A 26,590-nucleotide genomic window follows, 5' to 3' on the forward strand; every position below is an offset into this window, starting at 1 on the left:
GTCCGTGGCCCCGACCGGACGGCGGGGCCACGGACCGTACCGAGTGTGCCGGGTGCGTCAGGCGGGTACGGACACCCGCTCCTCGGCCGGTACCGGGGCGGGCCCCGTCTCCGTGGCCGGTTCCGGCGTTCCGGCGCCGCGGCGGCCCGGGATCATCAGGGCGACGAGCGCGGCCAGGGCGACCACCCCGGAGCCGATCCAGACCGCCGGCACGGTCCCGTCGGTGAAGGCCCGCGCGGAGCCGATGCCGCCCTGCGAGGAGAAGACGGTGGCGAGCACGGCGACCCCGAGGGCGCCGCCGACCTCGCGCAGGGCGTTGTTGGCGCCGGAGGCGATGCCCTGTTCGCCGGGGCGGACGCTGGACATCACCAGACTGGCGGCGGGCGCGAAGTACAGGGCCATGCCGATGCCGCCGGTGATGAGGCCGGGCAGCTGCGAGGCGTAGGAGGCGTCCGGGGCGATGGCCATGGCGAACAGCCCCAGTCCGGCTGCCTGGAGGGCTAGGCCCGTCACGACCACCGGGCGGCCGCCGAACCGGTCGGAGAGCATTCCGGCGATGGGCGCCACGAGCATCGGCATCCCGGTCCACGGCAGCATCCGCAGTCCGGCCTCGGTGGGCGAGTAGCCCAGGACGCCCTGGAGGTACTGGCTGAGCAGGAAGATCGAGCCGAACATCCCGAGGTACATCAGCATGCTGGAGACGTTGATCCCGAAGAACCCGCGGTCGCGGAAGAGGCGCATGGGCAGCATCGGCCTCTTGGCCCGGAAGCCGTGGCGGATGAAGCCGCCGATCAACACGGTGCCGGCGATGAGGGAGGTCAGGACGGTCGGGCTGGTCCAGCCGTCGGAGTTGGCGTTGACGAGGCCGTAGACGACGCCGAAGAGTCCGCCGCTGACCAGGAGGGTGCCGGGGATGTCGAGCCGGGCGTCGGGGGCGTACGACTCCGCCAGGCGGAAGCGTGCGAGCGGCAGCAGGAGCAGGCCGACCGGCACGTTGAGCCAGAAGATCCACTGCCAGGAGATGTGCTCGGTCAAGCTGCCGCCGATCAGCGGTCCGCCGGCCACCGCGAGGCCGGTCGCGGCGCTGAAGATGCCCAGCGCCGTACCCCGGCGGGCGGGTTCCACGGCGGCGGTGAGCAGGGTGAGCGTGAGCGGCATCATGATCGCGGCACCGACGCCCTGGACCGCGCGGAAGGCGATGAGTTCGTTGATCCCGGGCGAGAGGGCTGCTGCGGCGGACGCGCCGGTGAAGACGGTGAGCCCGGCGAGGAAGAGCCGGCGGCGGCCGAAGCGGTCACCGAGGGCGGCGCCGAACATCAGCAGCACGGCGAAGGTGAGCGTGTAGGCGTTGACCGTCCACTCCAGCTCCTCCATCTCTCCGCCGAGGCTCTGGCGGATGGAGGGCAGGGCGGTGGTGACGACGAGGTTGTCGAGGGCCGCCATGAATCCGGCGACGCTGGTGATGACGAGGGCCCAGGTCGCTCCCGCGCGACCTGTCGTGTGCTGGTTCACTGCTCCCCCTGGAGGGTTAGTTATTGATTACTAACTTCTTCGGGCAGAAAACCGGGCCGAACCCGGGTCGTGCTGCTTCAGGTGATCGGTTGGGCCGAGGTGTAGAAACCGGACCACATCCGGTGACCGGCCGGAAAGCCGAGCGAGGTCAGGGTGTTGGCGAGCATGCCGTACGCGAGGAAGGTGGTGGTCTCGTCCACGTCGGCACCGAGCGCCAGGTTGACCGAGTCGAACAGCTCCATCCAGCTGGCCCGCACCGACTCGCCGAACGCGTGGTCACCGGCCGCCTCCGCGGCGGCGACGGCCGCGTACACCTGCATCTGCATCAGGAGCTTGTCGGGGTCGTCGGCGATCAGCCGCTGGTAGGCCCTAGCCATGGCGTGGAGTGCTTCTTCGCCCTCCAACCCCTCCGCCGCCCCCGAGAAGACCTGCCTGGTCTCCAGGAAACAGCGGTCGGACGCCGCGAGGAACATCGCCTGCTTGTTGGGGAAGAGGCGGAAGAGGTACGGCTGCGAGACACCCACACGCTTGGCGATCACCTCGGTGGAGGTGGCGCTGTACCCACCCCGGGCGAACTCGGTGATGGCCGCCCGGATGACGCTCTCGCGCCGCTCGTCTGCACTCATCCTTGCCATGCCAGTAAGTTAGTACTCAATCACTAACCTAGTCAAGCGGGAGTCCGGTACCCGTAATGCCCGGCGGGGTGGGACGCCCCGGCCGGGCAGTTGCGGGAGGTCACCCGACCGGCGTTCCCGGGCTCATGTCGTACGCCTTCTGTACGAGGCCGGGGCGGCGGCCGTCGTTGAGCCGACGGTCCCACTGGGCGTCGACCTGTTCGCGCGCCTGCTGTTCCATTTCGGCGGGGAGCAGGTGCCGGTAGCGCCGGTCCTCGCCCAGCAGGACCCGGACGGTGCGCTCGTAGACCGGTTCGGGGTCGTACTGCTCGTGCGGAAAGGCCAGCTCGGCGTAGTCGAAGAGGCGGTCGGCGGGGCTGTCGCGCCACTCCTTCCACGTTTCGAACATGGTGTCGTTGAAGCCGGTGAGGAAGGGGCCGGGATTGATCGTGGCGACCGTCACGCCGAATTCGGCGAGTTCCTGGTCGAGGGCGTCGGCGAATGCCTCCACGGCGTGCTTGGAGCCCGCGTAGGCGCCGGTGAACGGGTCCACGGTGAGTCCGGCGACCGAGGACATGAAGACGATGCGTCCGCTGCGGCGGGCCGCCATCTGCCGGGCGATGCCCTGGGTGAGCAGGACGGGGCCGAAGACGTTCACCTCGAACTGCCGGCGGAGCCGCTCCTCCGGGATGTCGGCGGTCGCGCCGCCCTCGGACACCCCGGCGTTGTTCAGAAGAACCTCGACGCCCCAGCCCCGGGCGCTCTCCCGGTCGCCGGGGTCGGTGACATCCAGCTTCTCCACACGCAGGCCGACACCTCGTTCCCGGGCCTCGGCGCGCACCGCGGCGACCTGGGCGATGATCTCCACGCCCGCGATCACCTCGTGCCCCGCCGCCGCGAGCCGCAGGGCCACCTCCTTGCCGAAACCGCTGCCCGCTCCGGTGATGAGGATCGGTCCCGCCATGGCTGTCCCGCCTTCCGTGCTGGTACCCGGCCGGTCACGCGGCACCCCGGCCCGTGGCCGCATATGAAAGGCACGATAAGTCTCCGCCCGCGAGGGCGCCTCCGGGCGGAAGTGGCCCGCACGGCCCTCCTGGGCGGCCACCCGGAACGCACGGCCCAGGGGACGCACGGCCCATGCGTAAGGGGCACGGCCCATGGACCGTGCCCCTTACACCGCTGCGCCGCTTACGCCGCGCAGGCCTCAGCTCAGCTGCACCACGGCCCGGGACATGCCCAGAACCTTCTTGCCGTCGCTCATGACCGTCAGGTCGACACGCACCCGCCGGTCGTCCAGCAGGGCGCCCACCTTGCCGCTGACCTCGATCACCGCGCCCTTGTCGTCGTCGGGCACCACGACGGGCTTGGTGAACCGCACGCCGTACTCGACCACCGAGCCCGGGTCCCCGGCCCAGTCCGTGACCACCCGGACCGCCTCGGCCATCGTGAACATGCCGTGCGCGATCACATCGGGCAGCCCGACCTCGCGCGCGAAGCGCTCGTTCCAGTGGATCGGGTTGAAGTCGCCCGAGGCGCCCGCGTACTGCACGAGCGTCGCCCGGGTCACCGGGAAGGACCGCGCCGGCAGCTCCGTGCCGACCTCGACCGTCTCGTAACTCACCTTCGCCGTCATCACGCCTCCTCGGCGGCGCGCGCCACCAGCTTCGTCCACGCGGTCACGACGTGCTCACCCGACTCGTCGTGGACCTCGCCCCGGACGTCCAGGATGTCGTTGCCCGCCATGGACTTGACCGCCTCGATCGTCGAGGTGACCGTCAGCCGGTCCCCCGCGCGCACCGGGCGCGTGTAGACGAACTTCTGGTCGCCGTGCACCACCCGGCTGTAGTCCAGGCCCAGCTGCGGGTCCTCGATGACCTGGCCGGCGGCCTTGAAGGTGATGGAGAACACGAAGGTCGGCGGCGCGATCACATCGCTGTGGCCGAGCGCCTTGGCGGCCTCGGGGTCGACGTAGGCGGGGTGGGCGTCGCCCACGGCCTCGGCGAACTCGCGGATCTTCTCCCGTCCGACCTCGTACGGCGCGGTGGGCGGATAGGTCCGCCCCACGAAGGACTGGTCGAGCGCCATGGGCTCGCAACCTCCTGATGAAAGACGACTGGGCCGGCCTGCGGCCCCAATTCAACGGCACACCCGCTACAACGACACGAGGCCGCCCCCAGAGGGGACGGCCTCGTGTACGAGCCTGATTCAGCGCGTTTCGCGGTGCGCGGTGTGCGAGTTGCAGCGCGGGCAGTGCTTCTTCATCTCAAGACGGTCCGGGTTGTTACGCCGGTTCTTCTTGGTGATGTAGTTCCGCTCCTTGCACTCCACGCAGGCCAGCGTGATCTTCGGGCGGACGTCGGTGGCAGCCACGTGAGTGCTCCTTGGACGGACGATGGACGGATGAACGCAAAAAAGAGTAGCCGATCGAAGGACCGACCCCACAATCGGCTACTGTTAGTAGCGGTGACCGGACTTGAACCGGTGACACAGCGATTATGAGCCGCTTGCTCTACCGACTGAGCTACACCGCTTTGATGATGAGTCCCCCGCCGAAGCGGGGTTTCCCGATCACCAGAGCCCCAATGCGGAATCGAACCGCAGACCTTCTCCTTACCATGGAGACGCTCTACCGACTGAGCTATTGGGGCGAGCGATGAAGACATTACACGCTCGGTCGCCGATCGCCCAAATCCGTTTCGCGGCCCCCGCCCGACCCCGTCCCGTACCCCGCTCCGGCCACTCCCACACCGCTGATCAGCAAGGCCGTACCGGTACGACTATTGCGCTCCTGCTCGAACCGGACGGGGCCCACCCCTAGGCTCTACTCACTCTGCGTGATCTTGACCCCTTCCCAGGAGCGCGATGCCCGACAGCCAGCCGCGGCGGCCCGACGACCACGCGGCCGACGCCACCGGCAGCCCGGAGAGTTCCGCGCTGACGCTCTGCGGCGCCCGTCTCACCGACGGCCGCGTCGTGGACGTACGGGTCTGCGGCGGCCGCATCGAGGCCGTCGGCACCGCCGGCAGCCTCACCTCCCCCGGCGCACGGCTGGACCTGCGGGGCCACCTGCTGCTCCCCGCGCCCGCCGAACCGCACGCCCACAGCGACACCGCCCTCACCGCCGACGGCTCCGGACCCGCGTCCCCGCACCCCGACGCCATCCAGCGGCGCGCCACCGAGGCGGCGCTGCTCCAGCTCGGCCACGGCGCGACGGCCCTGCGCTCGCACGTGCGCATCGGCGACATACAGGGCCTGGCGGCGCTCGAAGCCGTCCTCCAGGCCCGGCGCTCCCTGCGCGGCCTGGCCGACCTGACCCCGGTCGCCGTGCCCCGGCTGCTCACGGGCGTCGCCGGAGCGGACAACCTGGCCATGCTCCGCGACGCGGTGAAGATGGGCGCCGGAGCGGTCGGCGGCTGCCCGGACCTGGACCCGGACCCGACGGGCTACGCGGAAGCCGTCCTGGAGGTGGCCGCCGAACACGGCTGCCCCGTCGACCTGCACTCGGAAGGTGACGATCCCGCGCGGCTGGCCCGGCTCGCCGCGATGGCGGGCGGCCTGCGCCAGCAGGTCACCCTCGGCCCCTGCGCCGGCCTCGCCCGCCTCCCCCGCGAGGCCGCCGCCCGCGCCGCCGCCCAGCTGGCCGCCGCCGGGGTGGCCGTGACCTGCATCCCGCAGGGCGCCTGCTGCGGCGCGGAGTGCCGGGGCACCGCGCCCGTACGGCTGCTGCGCGAGGCCGGGGTGCGGGTCGCGGCGGGGAGCGGGGCGCTGCGCGACCCGGCCAATCCGGTGGGGCGCGGCGACCCGCTGGAGGCCGCCTTCCTACTGGCCTCGCAGAGCGGGCTGCGCCCCGAGGACGCGTACGCGGCGGTGTCCGCCGACGCCAGGCATGTGATGGGGCTGCCCGAGGTCCGCGTCGAGGCGGGCTTCCCCGCCGAGCTGCTCGCCGTACGCGGGGAAGGGCTCTCCGGGGCGCTGTCGCTGGCGTACAGCCGGATCGTGGTGCACCGGGGGCGGGTCGTGACCCGGACCAGCGCGGTGCGCGAGTACTGCGACTCGGAGGCGGGCGGCGGCCCCGGGCTGCCGCGCCAGGGTCGGCCGGAATCGACCGGCGGGCCGTGAGCGGGGCGGCGCGCTCCGGCGTACCGTCGGTTCCATGCGCATTGTCATCGCAGGTGGACATGGTCAGATCGCGCTGCGGCTGGAGCGGCTGCTCGCTGCACGCGGGGATGAGGCCGCCGGCATCATCCGCAATCCCGGACAGAGCGAGGACCTCAGGGCTGCGGGTGCCGAGCCGGTGGTGCTGGATCTGGAATCGGCCACGGTGGAGGAGACCGCCGAGGTGCTGCGGGGCGCCGACGCGGCGGTCTTCGCGGCCGGCGCGGGCCCGAACAGCGGTACGGCCCGCAAGGACACCGTGGACCGGGGCGCGGCCGTCCTGTTCGCGGACGCGGCCCAGCGGGCGGGGGTGCGGCGGTACGTCGTGGTCTCGTCCATGGGCGCCGATCCGGACCACCCCGGCGACGAGGTGTTCGACGTCTACCTGCGGGCCAAGGGCGCGGCGGACGCGGACGTACGGGCCAGGTCCGGGCTCGACTGGACGATCCTCAGGCCCGGGATGCTGACCAATGACGCGGGCACCGGGCAGGTCCTGCTCGCCGCGTCGACGGGCCGGGGTCCGGTACCGCGCGACGACGTGGCGGCGACGCTCCTGGAGCTGCTGGACACCCCGGCGACGGCGGGGCTGACCCTCGAACTGATCTCGGGGAACGTGCCGCTGACGGTCGCGGTGAAGGACATCGCCGGGAACTGACCCCGGCACACAAAACCGGCCGGGGCGGCGCGCTGCGGCCGGTCCGCCGCGTTCAGCCGCGGGGCGCCGGGCGCACGGTGATGCCGTGCCGTTCCAGCAGGGCCGCGGTGACTCCGTCGCCGGGCCGCAGCTCGCCGGTGAACGTACCGTCATACGTCGTGCCCCGCCCGCAGGAAGGGCTGCGTGGCATGAGCAGTGCCTCGGTGCAGCCGGTCCGCCGCGCGGCCTCCAGCGCCCGCCGGGCGCCGTCGACGAACGCCTCGGTCACATCGTGCCCGGTGTCGTCCAGGACGCGGGCCCGGCCGTCCAGCACATCGTGCCCGTCGCCGCCGACGATCTCGGCGGGGCGGCGGGGTGTGGGCAGTCCGCCGGCGGTCTCGGGGCAGAAGGCGACGGGCGTGCGGTCGCCGATCGCGGCGGCCACCGGCTCCGATTCCTTGCTCCGGCCGTCGTAACGGCAGGGCACGCCCCGCAGGCAGGCACTGACGAGTACGGAATCCACGCGCACACCTTCCTCTCACCGGACAACAGAGAAGGCCCCCGTCCGGAGACAGGGGCCTTGCTTTGTGGCGGCGCCAGGGTTCGAACCTGGGTAGGCTGAGCCGGCAGATTTACAGTCTGCTCCCTTTGGCCACTCGGGCACACCGCCAAGGGTTGCTGCCGTGAGACCCGCTTTGCGGCGGCGCTCCGTGGCAACGACGTAAACGATACCTGATGACCGGGGGTGCTACGCCACCGGATTGACCAGCGGCCCCGAGGGGCGCGGGTGGCTAGGCTTTGGCGGGCGGCAGGGGCCTGCGCATCCCGGAGGTTCCGCGGCCGCCGCGTACGCACATCCTTTCCAGCACCCCCGATCCAAGGAGCCACACGTCATGGCCGACTCCAGTTTCGACATCGTCTCGAAGGTCGAGCGGCAGGAGGTCGACAACGCCCTCAACCAGGCCGCCAAGGAGATCTCACAGCGCTACGACTTCAAGGGCACGGACGCCTCGATCGCCTGGTCCGGCGAGAAGATCCTCATGCAGGCGAACGGCGAGGAGCGGGTCAAGGCCATCCTCGACATCTTCCAGTCCAAGCTGATCAAGCGGGGGATCTCGCTGAAGTCGCTGGACGCCGGTGAGCCGCAGCTGTCCGGCAAGGAGTACAAGCTCTTCGCGTCGATCGAGGAGGGCATCTCCCAGGAGAACGCCAAGAAGGTCGCGAAGATCATCCGCGACGAGGGCCCGAAGGGCGTCAAGGCGCAGGTCCAGGGCGACGAGCTGCGGGTCACCTCGAAGAGCCGGGACGACCTGCAGGCCGTGCAGGCGCTGCTGAAGGCCCAGGACTTCGAGTTCGACGTCCAGTTCACGAACTACCGGTAGTCAGCCGCGGTCCGGGCGCGGAGCATCTCGTTCCGCGTCCGGACTGCATGTCCGAATACCGCCGGTCGTGGCGGCTCGGGCGCAGCAGACTGGTCCGTGACGGCCGGCGTTCCGGCCGGTCGTACGGACGAGGAGAGGGAGGCGTCATGACCATGTACGCGACGGTCGACAGCCCGCTGGGTGAACTGCTGCTGGTCGGGGAAGAGGCCCCGGGGGCGGCGGGCACCGCGCTCGTCTCGCTCTCCCTGCCCGGCCAGAAGGGCGCGGCGGTCGTCCAGGACGGCTGGGTGTACGCGCCTTCGGCGTTCGGGCCGGTCGCCGCCCAGCTGCGGGAGTACTTCGAGGGGCGCAGGACGCGCTTCGACCTGGTGTACGCGGAGGGCCGGGGCACGGATTTCCAGCGCCGGGTCTGGGCCGCGCTGGACGCCGTCCCGTACGGGCGGACGGTGTCGTACGGGCAGATCGCCGAGCGGGTCGGCGCGAGCGGGGCCGGGGTGCGGGCGGTGGGCACGGCGATCGGGCGCAATCCGCTGCTGGTCGTGCGGCCGTGCCACCGGGTGATCGGCGCGGACGGGGCGCTGCGCGGCTACGCGGGCGGGCTGGAGCGCAAGGAACGGCTTCTGGGGCTCGAAGGCGCCCTGGCCGCGCGCTGATGGACGGGCTGTTCCCCAGGGCGCGTGCGGTCGTCGCGCCGGGGGCCGTGCATGTGCCCGACTGGCTTTCGCCGCAGCGGCAGCGGCAGTTGGTGACGGCGTGCAGGGAGTGGGCGCGGGGGCCCGTTCCGCTGCGGCACACGTCGTTGCCGGGCGGTGGGGTGATGTCGGTGCGGACGGTGTGCCTGGGGTGGCACTGGCAGCCGTACCGCTACTCGCGTACGGCGGACGATGTGAACGGCGCACGGGTCGCCCCGTTCCCGGACTGGCTCGTGGAGCTGGGGCGGGAGGCGGTGGCAGAGGCGTACGGGCCCGGGGACGGCGCGGAGGCGTACGCACCGGACGCCGCGCTGGTCAACTTCTACGACGGCACGGCCCGGATGGGCATGCACCAGGACAACGAGGAGCGGTCCGGGGCGCCGGTGGTGTCGTTCAGCATCGGCGACACGTGCGTCTTCCGCTTCGGCCATGCGGAGGGCCGGGGGCGTCCTTACACGGACGTGGAGCTGGCGTCCGGGGACCTGTTCGTCTTCGGCGGGCCTTCGCGGCGCGCGTTCCACGGGGTGCCGTCGGTCAGGCCGGGCACCGCTCCTCCCGGTACGGGGATGAGCGGTGGCCGGCTCAATGTGACGTTGCGTGAGACAGGGTTGGGGCGGGTGTAAGAGGCGTCAGCGGCGGGCGCGGGAATTGCCGAAGAGCAGCCGGTAGGCGATCAGCAGGACCAGCGAGCCTCCGATGGCCGCGATCCAGGTCGCCGGGTCGAAGAAGTCCTTGGTGATCTCGCGGTCCAGGAAGCGCGACGATATCCAGCCACCGAGGAAGGCACCGACGATGCCGATGAGGGTGGTGCCCAACACGCCGCCGGGGTCGCGCCCCGGCAGCAGAACCTTGGCGATGACGCCGGCGACAAGCCCAAGAATGATCCAGCCGATAATGGTCATGCGTGCGAACCTACCCGTCACTCGGTCTTGAAATCCAAGACGCCCGCGACGGGCGGGTGGTTGCACAGCACGGACTTGGGCGCGGTCGCGTCTACCAGCCCGCGAACTGTTCGTCGGTCCTGACGATCTCCTTGCCGAAGGGCATCAGGGACACCGGGATCAGCTTGAAGTTGGCGATGCCCAGGGGGATGCCGATGATCGTGAGGCACAGGGCGATGCCGGTGGTGATGTGGCCGAGCGCCAGCCACCAGCCGGCGAGAATCAGCCAGAGGACGTTGCCGACGCAGGACGGGCCGCCCGCGTCCCGGCGGTCCACGACCCGGTAGCCGAAGGGCCACAGGGCGTAGACGCCGATCCGGAAGGCGGCCAGACCGAACGGGATGCCGATGATCGTGATGCAGAGCAGGAGTCCCGCGAGCAGATAGCCGAGGAACATCCAGAAGCCGCACAGGATCAGCCAGATGACGTTCAGAATGGTTTTCACGGGCGAGGACCTGCCATTTGTTCGAGTCGGGCGATGCGCTCCGCCATCGGCGGGTGGGTCGAGAACAACTTGGACATGCCCTGCCCGGCGCGGAACGGGTTCGCGATCATCATGTGGCTCGCGGTCTCGATCCTCGGCTCCGGGGGCAGCGGGAGCTGCTGGGTGCCGGTCTCCAGCTTCCGCAGGGCGCCGGCCAGGGCCAGCGGGTCGCCGGTGAGCCGGGCGCCCGAGGCATCCGCCTCGTACTCCCGGGAGCGGCTGACGGCCAGTTGGATCACGGATGCGGCGAGCGGGCCCAGGATCATGATCAGCAGCATGCCGAGGATGCCGGGGCCCTCGTCGTCGTTGGACCGGCCGACCGGAACCAGCCAGGCGAAGTTGACCAGGAACATCACGACGGAGGCGAGCGCGCCGGCGACGGACGAGATGAGGATGTCGCGGTTGTGGACATGGCTGAGCTCGTGGCCCAGGACGCCGCGCAGTTCCCGCTCGTCCAGGAGCTGGAGGATGCCCTCGGTGCAGCAGACCGCGGCGTTGCGCGGGTTGCGTCCGGTCGCGAAGGCGTTGGGTGCCTGGGTCGGGGAGATGTAGAGCCGGGGCATGGGCCGGCGCGCGGAGGTGGAGAGCTCGCGGACGATGCGGTAGAGCTGCGGCGCCTCGAACTCGCTCACCGGGCGGGCGCGCATGGCCCGCAGCGCCAGCTTGTCGCTGTTCCAGTAGGCGTAGGCGTTGGTGCCGACGGCCACCAGGAGTGCGACGATCAGCCCCGTACGGCCGAAGAGGCTGCCGATGAGGATGATGAGTGCGGACAGGCCCCCGAGGAGTACGGCGGTTCTCAGCCCGTTGTGCCGGCGGTGCACGGTACGCCCTCCAAGTCGTGCAGCAGGGGAACCCTTGCTGGGTGGGGCTCCACTCCCCAGTGGAGCCTCCCGTACCGGTCAACGCGAGGCGAGCGGAGCTAGTTCCCTTGTGCGCGGGGGCGGGCGGCCCCGGCGGTCCCCGGCGCGAGCGCCCGAGGACGCGCTGGTCCGTACGGGTGGGGGCGCGGCGCGCTCAGCGCTGGGCGGGGAGCTTCGCGAGCTCCACGGCCTCCGGGTCGGGCTCGACCTCGCTGGTGCAGTGGGCGCAGCGGGAGGCGATGGCGGGGATCTCGGTGTAGCAGCGGGGGCAGTCGCGCAGGGCGGCCTTGATGTCGATCGCTTCCTGGTCCTTCTTGGCGGTGAACCGGTCCTGCACCTTGGACATGGGCACGACGACGCAGAAGTAGAGGACCGAGGCGGTGATGAGGAAGGCGATGGCGGCGCTGATGAAGAGGCCGTAGGGGAAGTTCACGCCGTCGAGCTCGAACTCGGCCTTGCTGAAGTCGCCGGTTCCGCGCGTGATGACGCCGATCAGCGGGACGATGAAGGCGTTGCTGAACCCGGTGACGACCGCGGTGAAGGCGGCTCCGACGGCGAGACCGACGGCCATGGAGATGACGTTCCCGCGCAGGATGAATTCCTTGAACCCGCTCAGCACCGCTCTGGCTCCTCTGTGGTGATGTGAAAGGTGGTACGCGCCCACGCGCGGGCATGACCCTGCCCTGTGGGGGGTGCCGAGGGCAAACCGATCTTGATCTTGGGGCCGGACGCGGCCGTCAGAACAGGTTGACGGCGGCGAATCTGAGCACGGTCTGCGGGGCGCCCGACAGGACGATGCCGGCGACGGCGGTGAGGACGATCGCGGCGGTGAGGGTCACCGGGGTGCGGTGCCGGGCTGCGGGAGCCGGCTGGTGCGTACGGTCCGCCTCGGGTGCGCGGAACAGGGCGGCGGTCCACTGGAGGTAGTAGTACAGCGCGACGACCACGTTGACGGCCATGACGACGGCGAGCCAGCCCAGTCCCGCGTCGACGGCCGCGGAGAAGACCGTGACCTTGGCGAAGAGGCCGATGATGCCCGGCGGCAGCCCGGCCAGGCAGAGCAGGAAGAAGGCCAGCGCGAGGGCGGCGAGCGGCCGGGTCGCGTACAGCCCGCGGTAGTCGGCGAGGCGGTTGCCGGGGTGGGTACGGGCGACGAGGGCGGCGACCGCGAACGCGCCGAGGTTCACGACGGCGTACATCAGGGCGTACGCGACGGTGGACCCGATCCGGCGGTCCCCGGCGTACGCGGCGGCGGCGATCGGCACCAGGAGGTAGCCGGCCTGGGCGACGGAGGACCAGGCGAGCAGGCGTACGGCGCTGCGGGCACGGGTGGCGCTCTGGCGCAGCGCGGCGACGTTGCCGACGGTCATGGTGAGCGCGGCGAGTACGGCGAGGGCGGGGCCCCAGACGTCCGCGTACGCCGGGAAGGCGATGACGGTGACGAGGATGAGGCCGGTGAAGCCGACCGCCTTGCCGACGACCGAGAGGTAGGCGGCGATCGGGAGGGGGGCGCCGACGTAGGTGTCGGGGACCCAGAAGTGGAAGGGCGCGGCGGCCGTCTTGAAGGCGAAGCCGACGAGGGTCAGGGCGACGCCCGCCCCGGCGAGCGTGGAGAGCCGTCCGGGTACGTCGTCGAGCGCGCCGGCGAGGTCGGTGAGGTGGAGGGTGCCGGTGGCCGCGTAGACGAAGCTGACGCCGAGGAGCATCACGGCGGTCGCGGTCACGGAGGACAGGAAGAACTTCAGCGCGGCCTCGGAGGAGCGCCGGTCGCCGCGCTTGATGCCGACGAGGGCGAACGCGGGCAGCGAGGCGACTTCGAGGGCGATGACGAGGGTGGCCAGGTCGCGGGCGGCGGGCAGGAGCGCGGCGCCCGCGGCGGACGAGAGCAGCAGGAACCAGTATTCGCCGGCCGGGAGCTTGCGGGTGTCGCCGATGGAGAGCAGTGCGGTGAGCAGGGCGCCGCCGAGGACCAGGGCCTGGATGACCAGGGTGAAGTGGTCGGCGGTGTAACTGCACGCGTGGCTGCCGGTGGTGAGGCAGAAGGTGGAGCGGTCGCCTTCGTGGAGCGGGATGATCAGGACGAGCCCGGCGACGAGACCGGCGACGGCTCCGTGGCCGAGGAGCGGTTTGCGGGCCTCGGGGACGAAGAGGTCGGCGACCAGGATGACGACGGCGACGGCCGCGACGGCGACGGGGGGCGCGAGGGCGAGCCAGTCGACGGACTGGACGAGGCTTGCCACGCCGGAGGCGTTTTCGGATGCCGTGATCACGACTTGCCTCCTGCGAGGAGCTTCTGCACGGCCGGGTCGGTGAGGCCGAGGAGGACGGCGGGCCAGAGGCCGGCGAGGACGGTGAGGGCCGCGAGGGGGGTCCAGGCGGCGAATTCGTAGCTCTGCACGTCGGCGATCGGCTGCGGTTCCTCGCGCGTGGCGCCCATGCAGACGCGGCGGACCACGATCAGGAGGTACGCGGCGGTGAGCAGGGTGCCGAACGCGGCGATCGACATGAACGTCAGGAAGGCGGGCCTGCTGAGCCCTTCGGCGGGGTCGAACGCGCCGAACAGGGCGAGCATCTCGCCCCAGAAGCCGGCGAGTCCGGGCAGGCCGAGCGAGGCGATCGCGGCGAACGCGAGGAGGCCGCCGAGACGGGGCGCGCGGCCGTAGAGCGCGGCGCCCGTGGCCCCGGCGAGGGTGTCGAGGTCGGCGGTGCCGTACCGGTCCTTGACCGCGCCGACCAGGAAGAACAGCAGCCCGGTGATGAGTCCGTGGGCGATGTTGGCGAAGAGCGCGCCGTTGACCCCGGTGGGGGTCATGCTCGCGATGCCGAGGAGGACGAAGCCCATGTGGCCGACGGAGGAGTAGGCGATGAGCCGCTTCAGGTCGCCCTTGGAGCCGGGGCGGGCCAGCGCCAGGCAGGCGAGCGATCCGTAGATGATGCCGGCGACGGCGAAGGCGGCGAGGTACGGGGCGAAGGTGTGCATGCCGTCGGGGGCGACCGGGAGCAGGATCCGGACGAACCCGTACGTGCCCATCTTCAGCAGGACGCCCGCGAGGAGGACGGAGCCGACCGTCGGGGCGGCGGTGTGGGCGTCGGGCAGCCAGCTGTGCAGCGGCCACATCGGGGTCTTCACCGCGAGACCGACACCGATCGCGAGAACGGCGATGACCTGCACGGACGAGGTGAGCCCCCGGCCGTTGTCAGTGGCGAGTGCCACCATGTCGAAGGTGCCGCTCTTCAGTCCGATGAGGAGCAGGCCCAGCAGCATGACGACCGAGCCGAGCAGTGTGTAGAGGATGAACTTCCAGGCGGCAGCCTGCCTCTGCGCACCGCCCCAGCGGGCGATGAGGAAGTACATCGGGATGAGAACCATCTCGAACGCCAGGAAGAACAGGATCAGGTCGAGGACGGCGAAGGTGGCGAGGGTGCCGGACTCCAGGACGAGGATCAGCGCGACGAAGGCCTTCGGGGAGGGGCCGGAGGGCATCTTGAAGTAGCTGTAGAGCGCGCAGAGGAAGGTCAGCAGCGCGGTCAGTACGAGCAGGGGGAGCGAAATGCCGTCGATGCCGAGGTGGATGCGCACATCCAGCGCCGGGATCCAGCTGATGTCGGTGGTGGCCTGCATCTTCGACGGGTGGTCGTGGTCGAAGCCGGCGGCCAGCACGAGCGTCGCCAGGAGGATGACCCCGGTGACGGTCACGCCGTGGCGGAGCACGGCCTGGTCGGGGCTGCGGCCCTTCAGTCCGGGCGGGGCCGGGAGCAGGGCCGCGACGGCGCCGATGAGCGGGGCGACGACGACGAACGCCAGAAGGAACTGCATCACGGACGCGCTGATATCGATCACGGCTCAGGACCCCGCGTTGACGTTGGCGAAGACGACGGCGGCGACCGCCAGGACCAGGGAACCGGCGAGCAGTGCGCTGACGTAGGTCTGCACGTTGCCGGTCTGTGCGCGGCGGACGGCGGTGCCGAGCCGGCGTGCGCCGAGGGCGGAGCCGCGTACGTAGGTGTCGACGACCTCCCGGTCCAGGAAGCGGACGAGGCGTGCCGCGGCCTGGACGGGTCGGACGAACAGCGCCGCGTACAGGGCGTCCAGGTGGAAGCCGGTGGCCGCGTGGCGGTGGAGGGGGCCGAGCAGCAGGCGGCCGGGGTCGGCGGGGTCGGGGGCGTCACCGGCTGTGCCGTAGGCGGCGGTGCGGGCCTCGATGGCCTCGATCTCGACCAGGGCGGGTTCCGCGTCGGGGTGGGCGACGACCGAGCCCATGGGGACGCGGGCGGCGAGTGCCGTGGTGTGGCGCCAGGCCCCGTAGGTGACGAGGCCGCCGACGAGGCCGACGCCGGTGGAGAGCACGGCTGTGGTCAGGGACGGGGTGAGGCGGTGGCCGTCGAACCAGTCGCCGATCACGCCGACGGTCAGCCCGAGCCCGATGGTGGGGACGGCCAGCACCCACAGGACGGCGGTCATGGCGACGGGCTGCCTGCCGTGGTCGGGGGCCTCGGCTCCCCGGCCCCGGAAGGCCAGGAGCCAGAGGCGGATGGCGTAGGCGGCGGTGAGCACGGCGGCCAGGAGCCCGGCGACGAGGACCGTCCAGCCGGCGGCGGCCGGGGCGACGTGCCGGTCGCCGAGGGCGGTGTGCTCGGCGGCGACGAGGACGGCTTCCTTGGAGAAGAAGCCGGCGAACGGGGGGATGGCGGCCAGGGCGAGCAGGGCGACGGTCATCGTCCAGTAGGCGTCCGGGATGCGCCGGGCCAGGCCGCTCATCCGGGACATGGCGGCCAGTGAGTTGGTGCCGGCGGCGTGGATGACGACGCCGGCCGCGAGGAAGAGGACGGCTTTGAACGCACCGTGCGAGACGAGGTGGAAGACGGCGGCCCCGCGGTCGCCGACGGCCAGGGCGCCGGACATGTAGCCGAGCTGGCCGATGGTCGAGTAGGCGAGGACGCGCTTGATGTCGTCCTGGGCGAGGGCGGCGAGCCCGGAGCCGATCATCGTGACGGCCGCCATCACGGCGAGGACGACGAGGGCGGCGCCGGATGCCGCGAAGACGGGGAGGAGCCGGGCCACGAAGTAGATGCCGGCGGCGACCATCGTCGCCGCGTGGATCAGGGCGGAGACGGGGGTGGGGCCGGCCATGGCGTCGGGCAGCCAGGTGTGCAGGGGGAACTGCGCGGACTTGCCGGCGACCCCGGCGAGCAGGAGGAGTGCGATGAGGGTGGGGTGATCGAGGCCGTCGTGGGCGACGGCGCCCAGGATGCCGGTGATGCGGAAGGTGCCGGTGTCGGCGGCGAGGGCGAACAGGCCGATGAGGAAGGGGACGTCGCCGAGCTTGGTGACCAGGAACGCCTTGAGGGAGGCGGCGCGGGCCTCGGGCGTCTCCCAGTAGTGGCCGACCAGGAAGTAGGAGCAGATGCCCATGATCTCCCAGCCGACCAGGAGCACCATCAGGTCGCCGGAGTAGACGACGAGCAGCATCGCGGAGGTGAAGAGGGAGACGAGGGCCGCGTACGAGGGGTAGCGGGGGTCGTCGCGCAGGTAGGCGGTCGAGTAGATCTGCACGCAGCTCGCGACGAGGGCGACCAGCACGGCGACGAGGACGGCGAAGCCGTCGAGGTGCAGCGCGAGGTCGATCGGGACGGAGCCGGTGGGGGTGAGCTGGGTCGCGGCGTCGATGGCCCGGCCGCCGCCCTGGCGTGCCGCGACGACGGCCGCGAGGACGAGGGAGGCGAGGGAGGGCAGGACGGCGAGCGGCCGGACGTAGCCGGGGGCGGTGCGGCCGGTGAGGAGGCCGGCCGCGGCTCCGAGGAACGGGAGGAGGGGGACGAGGACGGCGAGGGTCGTGGTGGTCACGCGGTGGCCTCTGCCTTCTTTGCCTTCCCTGCCGCAGCAGTGGCCTGGTCTTCGGGGGCGGTGCCCGTGGGGTCGTCGCCCTCGTCGTCGCCGGCCGGGACCGTTTCGGCCTCGTCGGTCTCGGCGGTGTCGCGGAGGCGGTCGATGTCGGAGGTGCCGCGGTTGCGGTACACGGCGAGGACGATCGCCAGGCCGATGCCGATCTCCGCCGCCGCGATGGCGATGGTGAACAGGGTGAGGGCCTGGCCGGAGTGCAGGGTGTCGCGGAGCCAGACGTCGAAGGCGACCAGGTTGAGGTTGACGGCGTTGAGCATCAGCTCGACGGACATCAGGACGAGGATCGCGTTGCGGCGGGCGAGGACTCCGTACAGCCCGGTGCAGAAGAGGAGGGCGGCGAGCACGGCGGGATAGGCGAGGTGCATCAGCTCTTGTCCTCTCGGTGCGGGCCGGCCGGGGTGGTGCTCGCGCGGCCCTTGCGGGACAGGACGATCGCGCCGACCAGGGCGGCGAGCAGCAGGACGGAGAGTGCTTCGAAGGGGAGCACCCAGTTCCGGAAGAGGAAGGAGCCGGTGGCCTCGGTGGAGCCCTGGGCGGGCCCGTCCAGCTCGATCCAGGTGGTGCGGAAGGCGTCCACGACGACCCAGACGAGGGTGCCGGCTGCGGCGACGGCCACCGCGAGGGCGGCCCAGCGGTTCTCCGAATCGGCGTCCGGGGAGCGGCCGATGGGGGCCCGGGTGAGCATCAGGCCGAACAGGAGGAGGACGACGACGGAACCCACGTAGATCAGTACCTGCACCCAGGCGATGAACTCGGCGGTGAGCAGGAGGTATTCGACGGCGAGGCCGCCGAGCGCCACGATCAGCCAGAGGGCGGCGTGCACCAGCTGCCTGGTCGTGACGGTCACCAGGGCCGCGCCGAGGGTGGCGATGCCGACGAGGACGAAGGCGATCTCGACCCCGGTCGGGGAGAGGAAGCCAGGGGCCGCCGAGGCGGCCGCGAGAGTGGTGCTCATGCCTCGCCCTCCTCTGCGGCGGCTTCCTGTGCCTGCTGTTCCTGTGCCTGCTGTTCCTGCTGGGCGCGGAGCTTGTCGGCCGTCTTGCGGGCGGCGGCGATCTCCTTCGGTTCCTCGGCGCGCGGGTCGAGCGCGGGCGGCTCCGGAACGGTCCACATCCACTCGCGGAGCTTGTCGCGCTCGTGGGTGAGTTCCAGGATGTCCGTCTCCGCGTACTCGAACTCCGGCGACCAGAACAGCGCGTCGAACGGGCACACCTCGATGCAGATGCCGCAGTACATGCAGAGCGAGAAGTCGATCGCGAAGCGGTCCAGCACGTTGCGGCTGCGCTCGCGCCCGCCGGGGGCCGCGGCGGGCACGGTCTCCTTGTGGGAGTCGATGTAGATGCACCAGTCCGGGCACTCACGGGCGCAGAGCATGCAGACCGTGCAGTTCTCCTCGAACAGCGCGATGACGCCCCGGGAGCGGGGCGGGAGTTCGGGCTGCACGTCCGGGTACTGGGCGGTGACGGTCTTCTTCGTCATCGTCCGCAGGGTGACGGCGAGACCCTTGGCCAGGCCTGAGCCGGGGATCGGGGGCACTAGTTGATCGCCACCTTCACGATGCCGGTGAGCGCGATCTGCGCGAGAGCGAGCGGAATGAGTGTGGTCCAGGCGAGCTTCTGCAACTGGTCCTCGCGCAGGCGCGGGTAGCTCACGCGCAGCCAGATGACGATGAAGGCGAGGATGCCGGTCTTCAGCAGGGTCCAGACCCAGCCGAGTCCGTCGGCGCCCATCGGGCCGTGCCAGCCGCCGAGGAACAGGACGGTGGTCAGCCCGCACAGCACGACGATGCCCGCGTACTCGGCGAGCAGGAACAGCGCGAAGCGGAGGCCGGTGTACTCGGTGTACGCGCCGAAGATGATCTCCGAGTCGGCGACCGGCATGTCGAAGGGCGGGCGCTGGAGTTCGGCGAGCCCGGCCACGAAGAAGACCAGCGCGCCGATGATCTGCCACGGCAGCCACCACCACTCGAACGCGTCGAGGATGCCGGGCAGCGAGACCGTGCCGGCCGCCATCGCCACCGAGGCGGCGGCGAGCAGCATCGGCAGTTCGTACGCGAGCAGTTGGGCGGCGGTGCGGAGGCCGCCGAGCAGGGAGAACTTGTTGGCCGACGCCCAGCCGGCCATCAGCGAGCCGAGTACGCCGACGCCCATCACCGCGAGCACGAAGAAGATGCCCGCGTCGATGACCTGGCCGACCGCGCCCTCCCCGGGGCCGACCGGGATCGCGACGATCACCAGCAGGTACGGGAGCAGGGCGACGGCCGGCGCGAGGCGGAAGACCTTGCGGTCGGCGCCGGCCGGGACGATGTCTTCCTTCTGCGCGAACTTCACGCCGTCCGCGACGAGCTGGGCCCAGCCGTGGAAGCCGCCCGCGTACATCGGGCCCAGGCGGCCCTGCATGTGGGCCATCACCTTGTGTTCGGTCTGGCCGACGACGAGGGGGAGGACCATGAAGACGGCGAACACGATGACGATGCGGAGGGCGACGTCCAGTACGTCGTTCACTCGGGATCGCCTCCGGTGGGGGTGTCGTCGGGGTCGGGGTCGGGGCCGGGTGCGGGGGTGGTTTTGGGTGCGGGGGCGATGGTCGGTGCGGCTTCGGTGTCCGGTGCGGCTTCGGGGGTGGTGGGGGGTTCGCTGCGCTGGGCTTCTCCCCTACCCGCCCCTTCCCGAACCGGGGGCTCCGCCCCCGGGCCCCCGCTCCTCAAACGCCGGAGGGGCTGGGATGTGCCGGCCTCCGGCGGTTCCTCGGTGAACGCCGGGCGGGCGTTGTGCCACGGTGCGTCCGACGCTGCCGTCGCGCCGCCGTCCGCGGCGGGCTCCGGTGTCGCGGCCGTGCCTGTCCGTGTCCGCGCCTGCTCCGCGCCGGTGCCCGCATCCGGCGCCTCGGCGCCCCGCTGGCTCGCCGAGCCCTGCGATGCGCTGCGGCTGCGGCGCGGCGGGGCCGCGGGGGCACCGGGTGTGGCCTCGCCCGCGGTGCGGGTCCGGCGCGGCGGGGCAGCGCCCTGCTCGGCCGTTCCCGGTGGCGCCGGCGTCTCCGGGGTCGTCGGTGTCGCCTCACCCGCCGTGCGGGTTCGCCTCGGGGGGCGGTCGCCCGCGGCCCTCGGTGTGCGGGCGGGGCGGGACGGGGCCGGGGGGAGCTGGCCCTTGAGGGGGCCCCACTCGTTCGGGTCGGGGACGCCCGGGGGCAGCATCGTGCGGCGCTTCGGGCCGCCGTGTTCCGACTCGCCCGGCTCCTTCGCGCCCGGCCAGGCCTTCGCCACGCGGGCGGCCAGGACGAAGTCCTTGCGCAGGGGGTGGCCCTCGAAGCCCTCGGGCAGGAGCAGCGGGACGAGGTGCGGGTGGTCCGCGAAGTCGATGCCGAACATCTCGTGGGTCTCGCGCTCGTGCCAGGCGGCTCCGGCGTAGACGCCGATCGCGGTCGGCAGGACGGCCGCCTCGTGCGGGACGGTCGTACGGATCAGCAGCCGGCGTACGCCGGATCCCGCCGAGGGGAGCGCGGCGACGTGTACGCAGACGCGGAAGCCGGTGCCCGGCTCGTCGACCGCGCTCAGCCAGTCGAAGTAGGTGCAGCCGAGTGCGTCCCGCGCCGTTTCCAGGGCGGTGATCCAGGCGGCGGGCGGGACGTCGACGGTCAGCAGGTCGTAGGCCCGCTCCGCGGTGGCGTCGTCGCCGAAGAGTTCCGTGACGTCGTCCGGCAGCCGGTCGAAGGAGGTCTCGGCGGTCACTTCTCCTCGCCCTCCCCCGGAGCGGCCGGCGGGGTCACCAGGCCGCTGCGCAGGGCCGCCGTGGAGGGGCGGTCGCCCACGGCCGTCGCGTAGCGCTCGCCCAGCGACTCGCGGGCGATCTTCTCCTGGAGCTTCAGGATGCCCTGGAGCAGGGCCTCGGGCCGGGGCGGGCAGCCGGGTACGTAGACGTCGACCGGGATGATCTGGTCGACGCCCTTCGTCACGGAGTACGAGTCCCAGTACGGGCCGCCGCAGTTGGAGCAGGCGCCGAAGGAGATGACGTACTTGGGCTCGGGCATCTGCTCGTACAGGCGCTTCACCGCGGGGGCCATCTTGTCCGTCACCGTGCCGGAGACGATCATGAGGTCGGCCTGGCGGGGGCCGGGCGCGAACGGGATGACGCCCAGCCGGATGAAGTCGTGGCGGGCCATGGACGCGGCGATGAACTCGATGGCGCAGCAGGCGAGTCCGAAGTTGAAGACCCAGAGGCTGTAACGGCGGCCCCAGTTGAGGACCACCTTCATCGGCTCCGGTGCGAGCCGGGACAGTACGCCCAGGCGCTTGGGTTCCGGGAGGAACGTGGGTACGGCGGCGGGTTCGGACCCCGCTTCGGCGGACGACGGGCTCGTCACGTCCATTCGAGGACGCCCTTCTTCCATGCGTAGAGCAGTCCCACGGCCAGGAAACCGAGGAAGATGAACATTTCCACGAGCGTCGTCGCGCCGTATCCGGGTGCGGCGAAGACGGTCGCCCAGGGGAAGAGGAAGATCGAGTCGACGGCGAAGATCACGTACAGGAAGGCGTAGACGTAGTAGCGGACCTGGGTGTGTGCCCAGCCCTCCCCCACGGGGTCGACGCCGCACTCGTAGGTGAGGAGCTTCTCCGGCGTCGGGACCACGGGGCGCAGCAGCCGGCCGGCCCCGAAGGCGACCGCGACGAACAGGACGCCGACGACGGCGAGCAGTCCGACGACCGAGTAGCTGTGGAAGTAGTCCGAAGCGAGCGCGACGGGCGCCGGTCCCGGCGGGTGCGCCACGTCCGGAAGTTCCGACGGGCCCGGCAGGTATGCCGCGCCCGGAAGGTCCGTCACGTCGGCCACGTCCGCCCCCTCGCTCCCTCTAACCGTTCGACGATCTGTACGCACGGGAGTCTAGGCCCTGTAAAGGACGGGTAAGCAGTTGCGTCGGGCAACTGACGGGGTTGGGCGGGACACGGTGGGGATATCCCTACTTCGCCCTCACCCACGAGCCCCATGGCATCCACGGGCCCCGCCCGGCAGGCTGGTCGTATGACCATGAGCCCCCAGGTGCCCCCCAACGACGGGCCGCCTCCTGTCCGCTTCGCCTTCGGCCGGTGGACGTGGAAGGAGGTCGCGCACCTCCTCAGCAACTTTCCGATGGCGGTCGTCGGTTTCGTTTACACAGTGGTGATGACCGCCGTCGGTGTGGGCCTCGCGGTCACCGTCGTCGGTCTGCCGCTGCTCGCCGCCGGGCTCCAGGGTTCCCGGCTCATCGGGCGGGCCGAGCGGAAACGGGCGCGGAAGCTGCTGGGGGTCCGGGTCGACGAGCCGAGTCCGGCGGCTCTGGGCCGCCGGGACGAGGGGTTCTTCGCCTGGCTGTGGTCGAGCCTGATGGACCCGGTGGCCTGGCGGTCGGCGCTGTACTCGTTCGTACGGCTGCCGTGGGGCATCCTCACCTTCGTGGTGACGCTGCTGTGCCTCGTCCTGTGGCCGGCGCTCCCCTATACGTCGCGGCTCATGGCCAACGCGGACCGGGCCATGGTGCGCGGTCTGCTCTCCCCCTCCGACGACCTGGAACGCCGCATCGCCGAACTGGAGTCGGACCGGGGTGTGGTGGTCGACACGGCCGCCGCCGACCTGCGCCGCATCGAGCGCGATCTGCACGACGGGGCGCAGGCCCGGCTCGTCGCCCTCGCCATGGGTCTCGGTCTGGCCAAGGAGAAGCTGACCGACGACCCGGAGGCGGCGGCGAAGATGGTCGACGAGGCGCACGGCGAGGTCAAGGTCGCCCTCCAGGAGCTGCGCGACCTGGCCCGCGGCATCCACCCGGCCGTCCTCACCGACCGCGGCCTGGACGCCGCCCTCTCCGCCATCGCCTCCCGCTGCACCGTCCCNGTCACNGTNNNGGTGGACCTGNCGNNNCGTCCNGCNCAGGCCATCGAGGGCATCGCGTACTTCACGGTCTCCGAACTCCTCCAGAACGTCAGCAAGCACAGCGGGGCCACCCGCGCCTCGGTCGACGTGTGGCGCACGGGCGACCGGCTGCTGCTCCAGGTCGGCGACGACGGGCGCGGCGGGGCCTCGATGGACGGCGGTACGGGGATGGCGGGGCTCGCGGAGCGGCTGGACGCGGTCGACGGGGTCTTCGTCCTGGACTCCCCCGTCGGCGGCCCGACGACCGTCACCGCCGAGCTGCCGTGGCGCGACCGGGAGACCGAGAAGGGCGCGGCCGGCGGCGGTCGTGCGGCGTAGGAACCGCAGGGGTGGGGAAAACCCCCGGCCCGAGACGGAGACCGTCCTCATGGTGCGCCGGCACCCGACCCAGCACTCTTGAACCAGAAGCCGGCGCGAACAGGCAGCACACGGGCACAGCCCCGGACCACCCGGATGCAGAAGAAGAAACGGACGGAACCCATGGCCACGGCATACGGACCGGACACACGGGACCCTCAGCGGTCGGGAAGCGGTTCCGGCGACCGCCCGGCGACGCGGCGCGTCCTGCCGGCCGCGCTGCGGGCCCCCTTGGAGGCCAGGACCTGGCGCGAGTTCTGCTATCTGATGCTGAGCCTGCCGATCAGCATCGTGCTCTTCGCCTTCTCGATCACCATGGTCTCGCTGGGCGCGGGGCTGCTCGTCACCTTCCTGGGCATTCCGGTCCTGGCGGCCGGCCTGGTCATGTGCCGGGGCTTCGGGATGCTGGAGCGGACCCGGGCGCGGGCCCTGCTGGGGCTGGACGTGGCCGACCCGGCGCCGGTGCGCGGCCGGACCGGCGGGCTGATGTCCTGGGTCGGGGCGGTCCTGAAGAGCGGGGTGTCCTGGCGCCACCTGCTCTATTCGCTGCTGCACTTCCCGTGGGCGGTCTTCGCGTTCTGCGTCTCGCTGACGCTGTGGTCCTGGGGCTGGGCGGCCCTCACCTACCCGCTGTGGCACTGGGCCGTCCCCTCGCATGCCGGGGTCCAGGGGATTCAGCTGTACGGGGACGCCACGCACGAGGTCTATCTGGACTCGCCCGCCGAGCTGGCCATCACCGGCGTGATGGGGCTGGGCGTCGTCCTGCTGTCGCCGTGGGTGATCCGGGGCCTGGCCTCGGTCGACCGGCTGCTGGTGGCCGGGCTGCTGAGCCCGTCCCGGCTGGCGGAGCGCGTCACGGAGCTGGAGTCGGACCGGGGTGTCGTGGTCGACACGGCCGCCGCCGACCTGCGCCGCATCGAGCGCGATCTGCACGACGGGGCGCAGGCCCGGCTCGTCGCCCTCGCCATGGACCTGGGGCTCGCGAAGGAGAAGCTGACCGACGACCCGGAGGCGGCGGCGAAGATGGTCGACGAGGCGCACGGCGAGGTCAAGGTCGCCCTCCAGGAGCTGCGCGACCTGGCCCGCGGCATCCACCCGGCCGTCCTCACCGACCGCGGCCTGGACGCCGCCCTCTCCGCCATCGCCTCCCGCTGCACCGTCCCNGTCACNGTNNNGGTGGACCTGNCGNNNCGTCCNGCNCAGGCCATCGAGGGCATCGCGTACTTCACGGTCTCCGAACTCCTCCAGAACGTCAGCAAGCACAGCGGGGCCACCCGCGCCTCGGTCGACGTGTGGCGCACGGAGGACCGGCTGCTGCTCCAGGTCACCGACGACGGGCGCGGGGGCGCCGGCCTGGCGGGGGGCAGCGGTCTCGCCGGGCTGGCCGAGCGGCTGGACGCCGTGGACGGTGTCCTGGTGGTCGACTCCCCGGTGGGCGGCCCGACGAAGGTCACCGCCGAGCTGCCCTGGCGCGGCTGACCGGAGATTTCGCCGCTCATCGGCCGCACCGCCCCGGGGGGAGCCTCCCCCGGGGCGCGGTCAACCCCGCGCGTACTCGCGACGTCACTGCCGTTACTGGGATGCTGGACGGCATACGGATCGCAACAGCGAGCAAGCAGGTGGGGGAATCAGCGTCGTGGTGGAGGACAGGGTGCGTGTGGTCATCGCCGAGGATTCGGTACTGCTCCGGGAGGGACTGACCCGGCTGCTGACCGATCTCGGCCACGACGTCGTCGCGGGGGTGGGGGACGCGGAGGCGCTGATCAAGACGATCGGCGACCTCGCCGGGCAGGACGCGCTGCCCGATGTGGTGGTCGCGGACGTCAGGATGCCGCCGACCCACACCGACGAGGGTGTGCGGGCGGCGGTGCGGCTGCGCAGGGACTACCCGGGGATCGGGGTGCTGGTCCTTTCGCAGTACGTGGAGGAGCAGTACGCCACCGAGCTGCTGGCCGGGTCCAGCCGGGGTGTGGGGTATCTGCTGAAGGACCGGGTCGCCGAGGTGCGGGAGTTCGTGGACGCGGTGGTCCGGGTGGCCCAGGGCGGTACGGCGCTGGACCCCGAGGTGGTGGCGCAGCTGCTGGGCCGCAGCCGCAAGCAGGACGTGCTGGCGGGGCTGACGCCGCGCGAGCGCGAGGTGCTGGGGCTGATGGCGGAGGGGCGTACGAACTCGGCGGTGGCCAAGCAGCTGGTGGTGAGCGACGGGGCGGTGGAGAAGCACGTCAGCAACATCTTCCAGAAGCTGGGGCTGGCCCCGAGCGAGGGCGACCACCGGCGGGTGCTGGCCGTACTGACCTATCTGAACTCCTGACCCGGCCGGCCGGCCTCCCCTATTCCTGACGGTCTGTCAGACTGAAGTCGCCGGGTGTCTCCAGCGAGGGTCCGACGGGGAACGAGGCTGCTGGTGAATCATGACGGAACAGCGCCGGGAAACGTCTCACCATCTTGAAATGAAGCGTCTCAAAATGCCGTCCATCATGTGATCGGCCAGAGGAAGGCGACCCTTACAGACGTAGGGTGGGGCTCGGGACCTCCGGCGGGCCGGACGGTTCCGAGCCGCCGCGCCGAGGGAGGTCCAGTAAGTGACCAGCCAGGTCAGTAGCCCAGCGGAACAGGCCGACGAGGCCAGTGACGCGCTCGTAGGGGGACCGCGTGCCCCCCAGTCCGCAGCCACGGGGAACGGCAAAGAGGTCCGCCGTCTGGACCGGGTGATCATCCGCTTCGCGGGTGACTCGGGTGACGGTATGCAGCTCACGGGTGACCGGTTCACCTCCGAGACGGCGTCCTTCGGGAACGACCTCTCGACGCTGCCGAATTTTCCCGCCGAGATCCGNGCCCCCGCAGGCACNCTGCCGGGGGTTTCGTCGTTCCAGCTGCACTTCGCCGACCACGACATCCTGACNCCGGGCGACGCGCCGAACGTGCTGGTGGCGATGAACCCGGCGGCGCTGAGGGCGAACATCGCCGATGTGCCGCGCGGGGCNGAAATCATCGTGAACACCGACGAGTTCACCAAACGGCCGATGGCGAAGGTGGGCTACGGGACGAGCCCGCTGGAGGACGGCTCCCTGGAGGCCTACAACGTCCACCCGGTGCCGCTGACCACGCTCACCATCGAGGCACTGAAAGGGTTCGAGCTCTCCCGCAAGGAGGCCGG

The 26,590-nt window shown here is 71.5% G+C and carries 30 protein-coding genes and 3 tRNA genes; 9 read left to right on the top strand and 24 right to left on the bottom strand.

Annotated features, from left to right (window positions below):
• Window positions 1–57 precede the first annotated feature (57 nt).
• The 8 genes from B082_RS0104795 to B082_RS0104830 form a co-directional block, all read right to left on the bottom strand.
• Entirely contained in the window at window positions 58–1,512 is a 1,455-nt protein-coding gene (locus B082_RS0104795; RefSeq protein WP_018550668.1) for an MFS transporter, read from the bottom strand.
• A gap of 77 nt (window positions 1,513–1,589) precedes the next feature.
• Entirely contained in the window at window positions 1,590–2,138 is a 549-nt protein-coding gene (locus B082_RS0104800; protein WP_018550669.1) for a TetR/AcrR family transcriptional regulator, read from the bottom strand.
• A 109-nt stretch (window positions 2,139–2,247) separates the two neighbouring features.
• Window positions 2,248–3,090, bottom strand: a complete 843-nt coding sequence (locus B082_RS0104805) for an SDR family oxidoreductase (protein WP_018550670.1) — start codon at window positions 3,088–3,090, stop codon at window positions 2,248–2,250.
• A gap of 240 nt (window positions 3,091–3,330) precedes the next feature.
• The gene (locus B082_RS0104810; RefSeq protein WP_018550671.1) at window positions 3,331–3,759 is read right to left on the bottom strand and encodes a MaoC family dehydratase; all 429 of its coding nucleotides are present in this window, start codon (window positions 3,757–3,759) and stop codon (window positions 3,331–3,333) included.
• A complete protein-coding gene (locus B082_RS0104815) occupies window positions 3,759–4,211 on the bottom strand; it encodes a MaoC family dehydratase N-terminal domain-containing protein (RefSeq protein WP_018550672.1) in 453 nt (150 codons plus the stop codon). The genes B082_RS0104810 and B082_RS0104815 overlap by 1 nt, the downstream gene beginning before the upstream one ends.
• Window positions 4,212–4,331: 120 nt before the next feature.
• A complete protein-coding gene (rpmG, locus tag B082_RS0104820; protein WP_003956487.1) occupies window positions 4,332–4,496 on the bottom strand; it encodes a 50S ribosomal protein L33 in 165 nt (54 codons plus the stop codon).
• Between the two features lie 88 nt (window positions 4,497–4,584).
• A tRNA-Met gene (locus tag B082_RS0104825) sits at window positions 4,585–4,657 on the bottom strand.
• A gap of 44 nt (window positions 4,658–4,701) precedes the next feature.
• A tRNA-Thr gene (locus B082_RS0104830) sits at window positions 4,702–4,774 on the bottom strand.
• Window positions 4,775–4,988: 214 nt separating this feature from the next.
• Between B082_RS0104830 and B082_RS0104835 the strand changes: the two genes are divergently transcribed.
• Window positions 4,989–6,245, top strand: a complete 1,257-nt coding sequence (locus B082_RS0104835) for an amidohydrolase family protein (RefSeq protein WP_018550673.1) — start codon at window positions 4,989–4,991, stop codon at window positions 6,243–6,245.
• Between the two features lie 34 nt (window positions 6,246–6,279).
• Window positions 6,280–6,936, top strand: coding sequence for an SDR family oxidoreductase (locus B082_RS0104840; protein WP_018550674.1), 657 nt, complete (start codon window positions 6,280–6,282; stop codon window positions 6,934–6,936).
• A 52-nt stretch (window positions 6,937–6,988) separates the two neighbouring features.
• On the opposite strand, the gene B082_RS0104845 is transcribed toward B082_RS0104840, so the two are convergent.
• Window positions 6,989–7,438 (bottom strand): DUF523 domain-containing protein, encoded by a 450-nt coding sequence (locus tag B082_RS0104845; RefSeq protein WP_018550675.1) that lies wholly within the window; start codon window positions 7,436–7,438, stop codon window positions 6,989–6,991.
• 65 nt (window positions 7,439–7,503) lie between these two features.
• Window positions 7,504–7,585, bottom strand: a tRNA-Tyr gene (locus B082_RS0104850).
• Window positions 7,586–7,808: 223 nt separating this feature from the next.
• On the opposite strand from B082_RS0104850, the gene B082_RS0104855 reads away from it, so the two are divergent.
• From B082_RS0104855 to B082_RS0104865, 3 genes are all read left to right on the top strand, one after another.
• Complete coding sequence (locus B082_RS0104855; RefSeq protein WP_018550676.1) at window positions 7,809–8,297, top strand: YajQ family cyclic di-GMP-binding protein; 489 nt, start codon at window positions 7,809–7,811, stop codon at window positions 8,295–8,297.
• A 146-nt stretch (window positions 8,298–8,443) separates the two neighbouring features.
• Window positions 8,444–8,950 (top strand): methylated-DNA--[protein]-cysteine S-methyltransferase, encoded by a 507-nt coding sequence (locus B082_RS0104860; protein WP_018550677.1) that lies wholly within the window; start codon window positions 8,444–8,446, stop codon window positions 8,948–8,950.
• Window positions 8,950–9,612 (top strand): alpha-ketoglutarate-dependent dioxygenase AlkB family protein, encoded by a 663-nt coding sequence (locus B082_RS0104865; protein WP_018550678.1) that lies wholly within the window; start codon window positions 8,950–8,952, stop codon window positions 9,610–9,612. Before B082_RS0104860 ends, B082_RS0104865 begins: the two co-directional genes overlap by 1 nt.
• A 6-nt stretch (window positions 9,613–9,618) precedes the next feature.
• On the opposite strand, the gene B082_RS0104870 is transcribed toward B082_RS0104865, so the two are convergent.
• From B082_RS0104870 to B082_RS0104935, 14 genes are all read right to left on the bottom strand, one after another.
• Entirely contained in the window at window positions 9,619–9,891 is a 273-nt protein-coding gene (locus B082_RS0104870; protein ID WP_018550679.1) for a GlsB/YeaQ/YmgE family stress response membrane protein, read from the bottom strand.
• Between the two features lie 91 nt (window positions 9,892–9,982).
• Window positions 9,983–10,375, bottom strand: a complete 393-nt coding sequence (locus B082_RS0104875; RefSeq protein WP_018550680.1) for a YccF domain-containing protein — start codon at window positions 10,373–10,375, stop codon at window positions 9,983–9,985.
• Window positions 10,372–11,235, bottom strand: a complete 864-nt coding sequence (gene htpX / locus B082_RS0104880) for a zinc metalloprotease HtpX (RefSeq protein WP_018550681.1) — start codon at window positions 11,233–11,235, stop codon at window positions 10,372–10,374. The genes B082_RS0104875 and htpX overlap by 4 nt, the downstream gene beginning before the upstream one ends.
• Window positions 11,236–11,428: 193 nt before the next feature.
• On the bottom strand, window positions 11,429–11,893 hold the full coding sequence (gene mscL, locus B082_RS0104885) for a large conductance mechanosensitive channel protein MscL (protein ID WP_018550682.1): 465 nt from the start codon (window positions 11,891–11,893) through the stop codon (window positions 11,429–11,431).
• A 118-nt stretch (window positions 11,894–12,011) separates the two neighbouring features.
• The gene (locus B082_RS0104890) at window positions 12,012–13,544 is read right to left on the bottom strand and encodes an NADH-quinone oxidoreductase subunit N (RefSeq protein ID WP_018550683.1); all 1,533 of its coding nucleotides are present in this window, start codon (window positions 13,542–13,544) and stop codon (window positions 12,012–12,014) included.
• Window positions 13,541–15,091: a complex I subunit 4 family protein gene (locus B082_RS0104895; protein WP_063831042.1), complete on the bottom strand. Its 1,551-nt coding sequence runs from the start codon at window positions 15,089–15,091 to the stop codon at window positions 13,541–13,543. The genes B082_RS0104890 and B082_RS0104895 overlap by 4 nt, the downstream gene beginning before the upstream one ends.
• A 27-nt stretch (window positions 15,092–15,118) precedes the next feature.
• The gene (locus tag B082_RS0104900) at window positions 15,119–17,119 is read right to left on the bottom strand and encodes an NADH-quinone oxidoreductase subunit L (RefSeq protein ID WP_018550685.1); all 2,001 of its coding nucleotides are present in this window, start codon (window positions 17,117–17,119) and stop codon (window positions 15,119–15,121) included.
• Window positions 17,116–17,541: an NADH-quinone oxidoreductase subunit NuoK gene (gene nuoK, locus B082_RS0104905; RefSeq protein WP_018550686.1), complete on the bottom strand. Its 426-nt coding sequence runs from the start codon at window positions 17,539–17,541 to the stop codon at window positions 17,116–17,118. The genes B082_RS0104900 and nuoK overlap by 4 nt, the downstream gene beginning before the upstream one ends.
• Window positions 17,541–18,131: an NADH-quinone oxidoreductase subunit J gene (locus tag B082_RS0104910; RefSeq protein WP_018550687.1), complete on the bottom strand. Its 591-nt coding sequence runs from the start codon at window positions 18,129–18,131 to the stop codon at window positions 17,541–17,543. The genes nuoK and B082_RS0104910 overlap by 1 nt, the downstream gene beginning before the upstream one ends.
• Window positions 18,128–18,712: a NuoI/complex I 23 kDa subunit family protein gene (locus B082_RS0104915; protein WP_018550688.1), complete on the bottom strand. Its 585-nt coding sequence runs from the start codon at window positions 18,710–18,712 to the stop codon at window positions 18,128–18,130. The genes B082_RS0104910 and B082_RS0104915 overlap by 4 nt, the downstream gene beginning before the upstream one ends.
• A complete protein-coding gene (locus B082_RS0104920) occupies window positions 18,712–19,680 on the bottom strand; it encodes a complex I subunit 1/NuoH family protein (protein WP_018550689.1) in 969 nt (322 codons plus the stop codon). The genes B082_RS0104915 and B082_RS0104920 overlap by 1 nt, the downstream gene beginning before the upstream one ends.
• Window positions 19,677–20,903 carry an NADH-quinone oxidoreductase subunit C gene (locus B082_RS0104925; protein WP_018550690.1) on the bottom strand — a complete coding sequence of 409 codons (1,227 nt, stop codon included), beginning with the start codon at window positions 20,901–20,903 and terminating at the stop codon, window positions 19,677–19,679. The genes B082_RS0104920 and B082_RS0104925 overlap by 4 nt, the downstream gene beginning before the upstream one ends.
• Entirely contained in the window at window positions 20,900–21,541 is a 642-nt protein-coding gene (locus tag B082_RS0104930; RefSeq protein WP_018550691.1) for an NADH-quinone oxidoreductase subunit B, read from the bottom strand. Before B082_RS0104930 ends, B082_RS0104925 begins: the two co-directional genes overlap by 4 nt.
• On the bottom strand, window positions 21,532–21,966 hold the full coding sequence (locus B082_RS0104935) for an NADH-quinone oxidoreductase subunit A (RefSeq protein WP_202453774.1): 435 nt from the start codon (window positions 21,964–21,966) through the stop codon (window positions 21,532–21,534). The genes B082_RS0104930 and B082_RS0104935 overlap by 10 nt, the downstream gene beginning before the upstream one ends.
• Before the next feature lie 225 nt (window positions 21,967–22,191).
• Between B082_RS0104935 and B082_RS0104940 the strand changes: the two genes are divergently transcribed.
• From B082_RS0104940 to B082_RS0104955, 4 genes are all read left to right on the top strand, one after another.
• Complete coding sequence (locus B082_RS0104940) at window positions 22,192–23,394, top strand: sensor histidine kinase (RefSeq protein WP_199783752.1); 1,203 nt, start codon at window positions 22,192–22,194, stop codon at window positions 23,392–23,394.
• A gap of 162 nt (window positions 23,395–23,556) precedes the next feature.
• A complete protein-coding gene (locus tag B082_RS0104945) occupies window positions 23,557–24,912 on the top strand; it encodes a sensor histidine kinase (RefSeq protein ID WP_026249431.1) in 1,356 nt (451 codons plus the stop codon).
• A 172-nt stretch (window positions 24,913–25,084) separates the two neighbouring features.
• Window positions 25,085–25,744 carry a response regulator transcription factor gene (locus tag B082_RS0104950; protein WP_026171285.1) on the top strand — a complete coding sequence of 220 codons (660 nt, stop codon included), beginning with the start codon at window positions 25,085–25,087 and terminating at the stop codon, window positions 25,742–25,744.
• Between the two features lie 271 nt (window positions 25,745–26,015).
• The coding region (locus B082_RS0104955; RefSeq protein ID WP_199783753.1) for a 2-oxoacid:acceptor oxidoreductase family protein at window positions 26,016–26,590 on the top strand (575 nt) is incomplete at its 3' end.

It is taken from the genome of Streptomyces sp. ATexAB-D23 (assembly GCF_000373645.1).
Classification (GTDB): Bacteria; Actinomycetota; Actinomycetes; order Streptomycetales; family Streptomycetaceae; genus Streptomyces; species Streptomyces castrisilvae.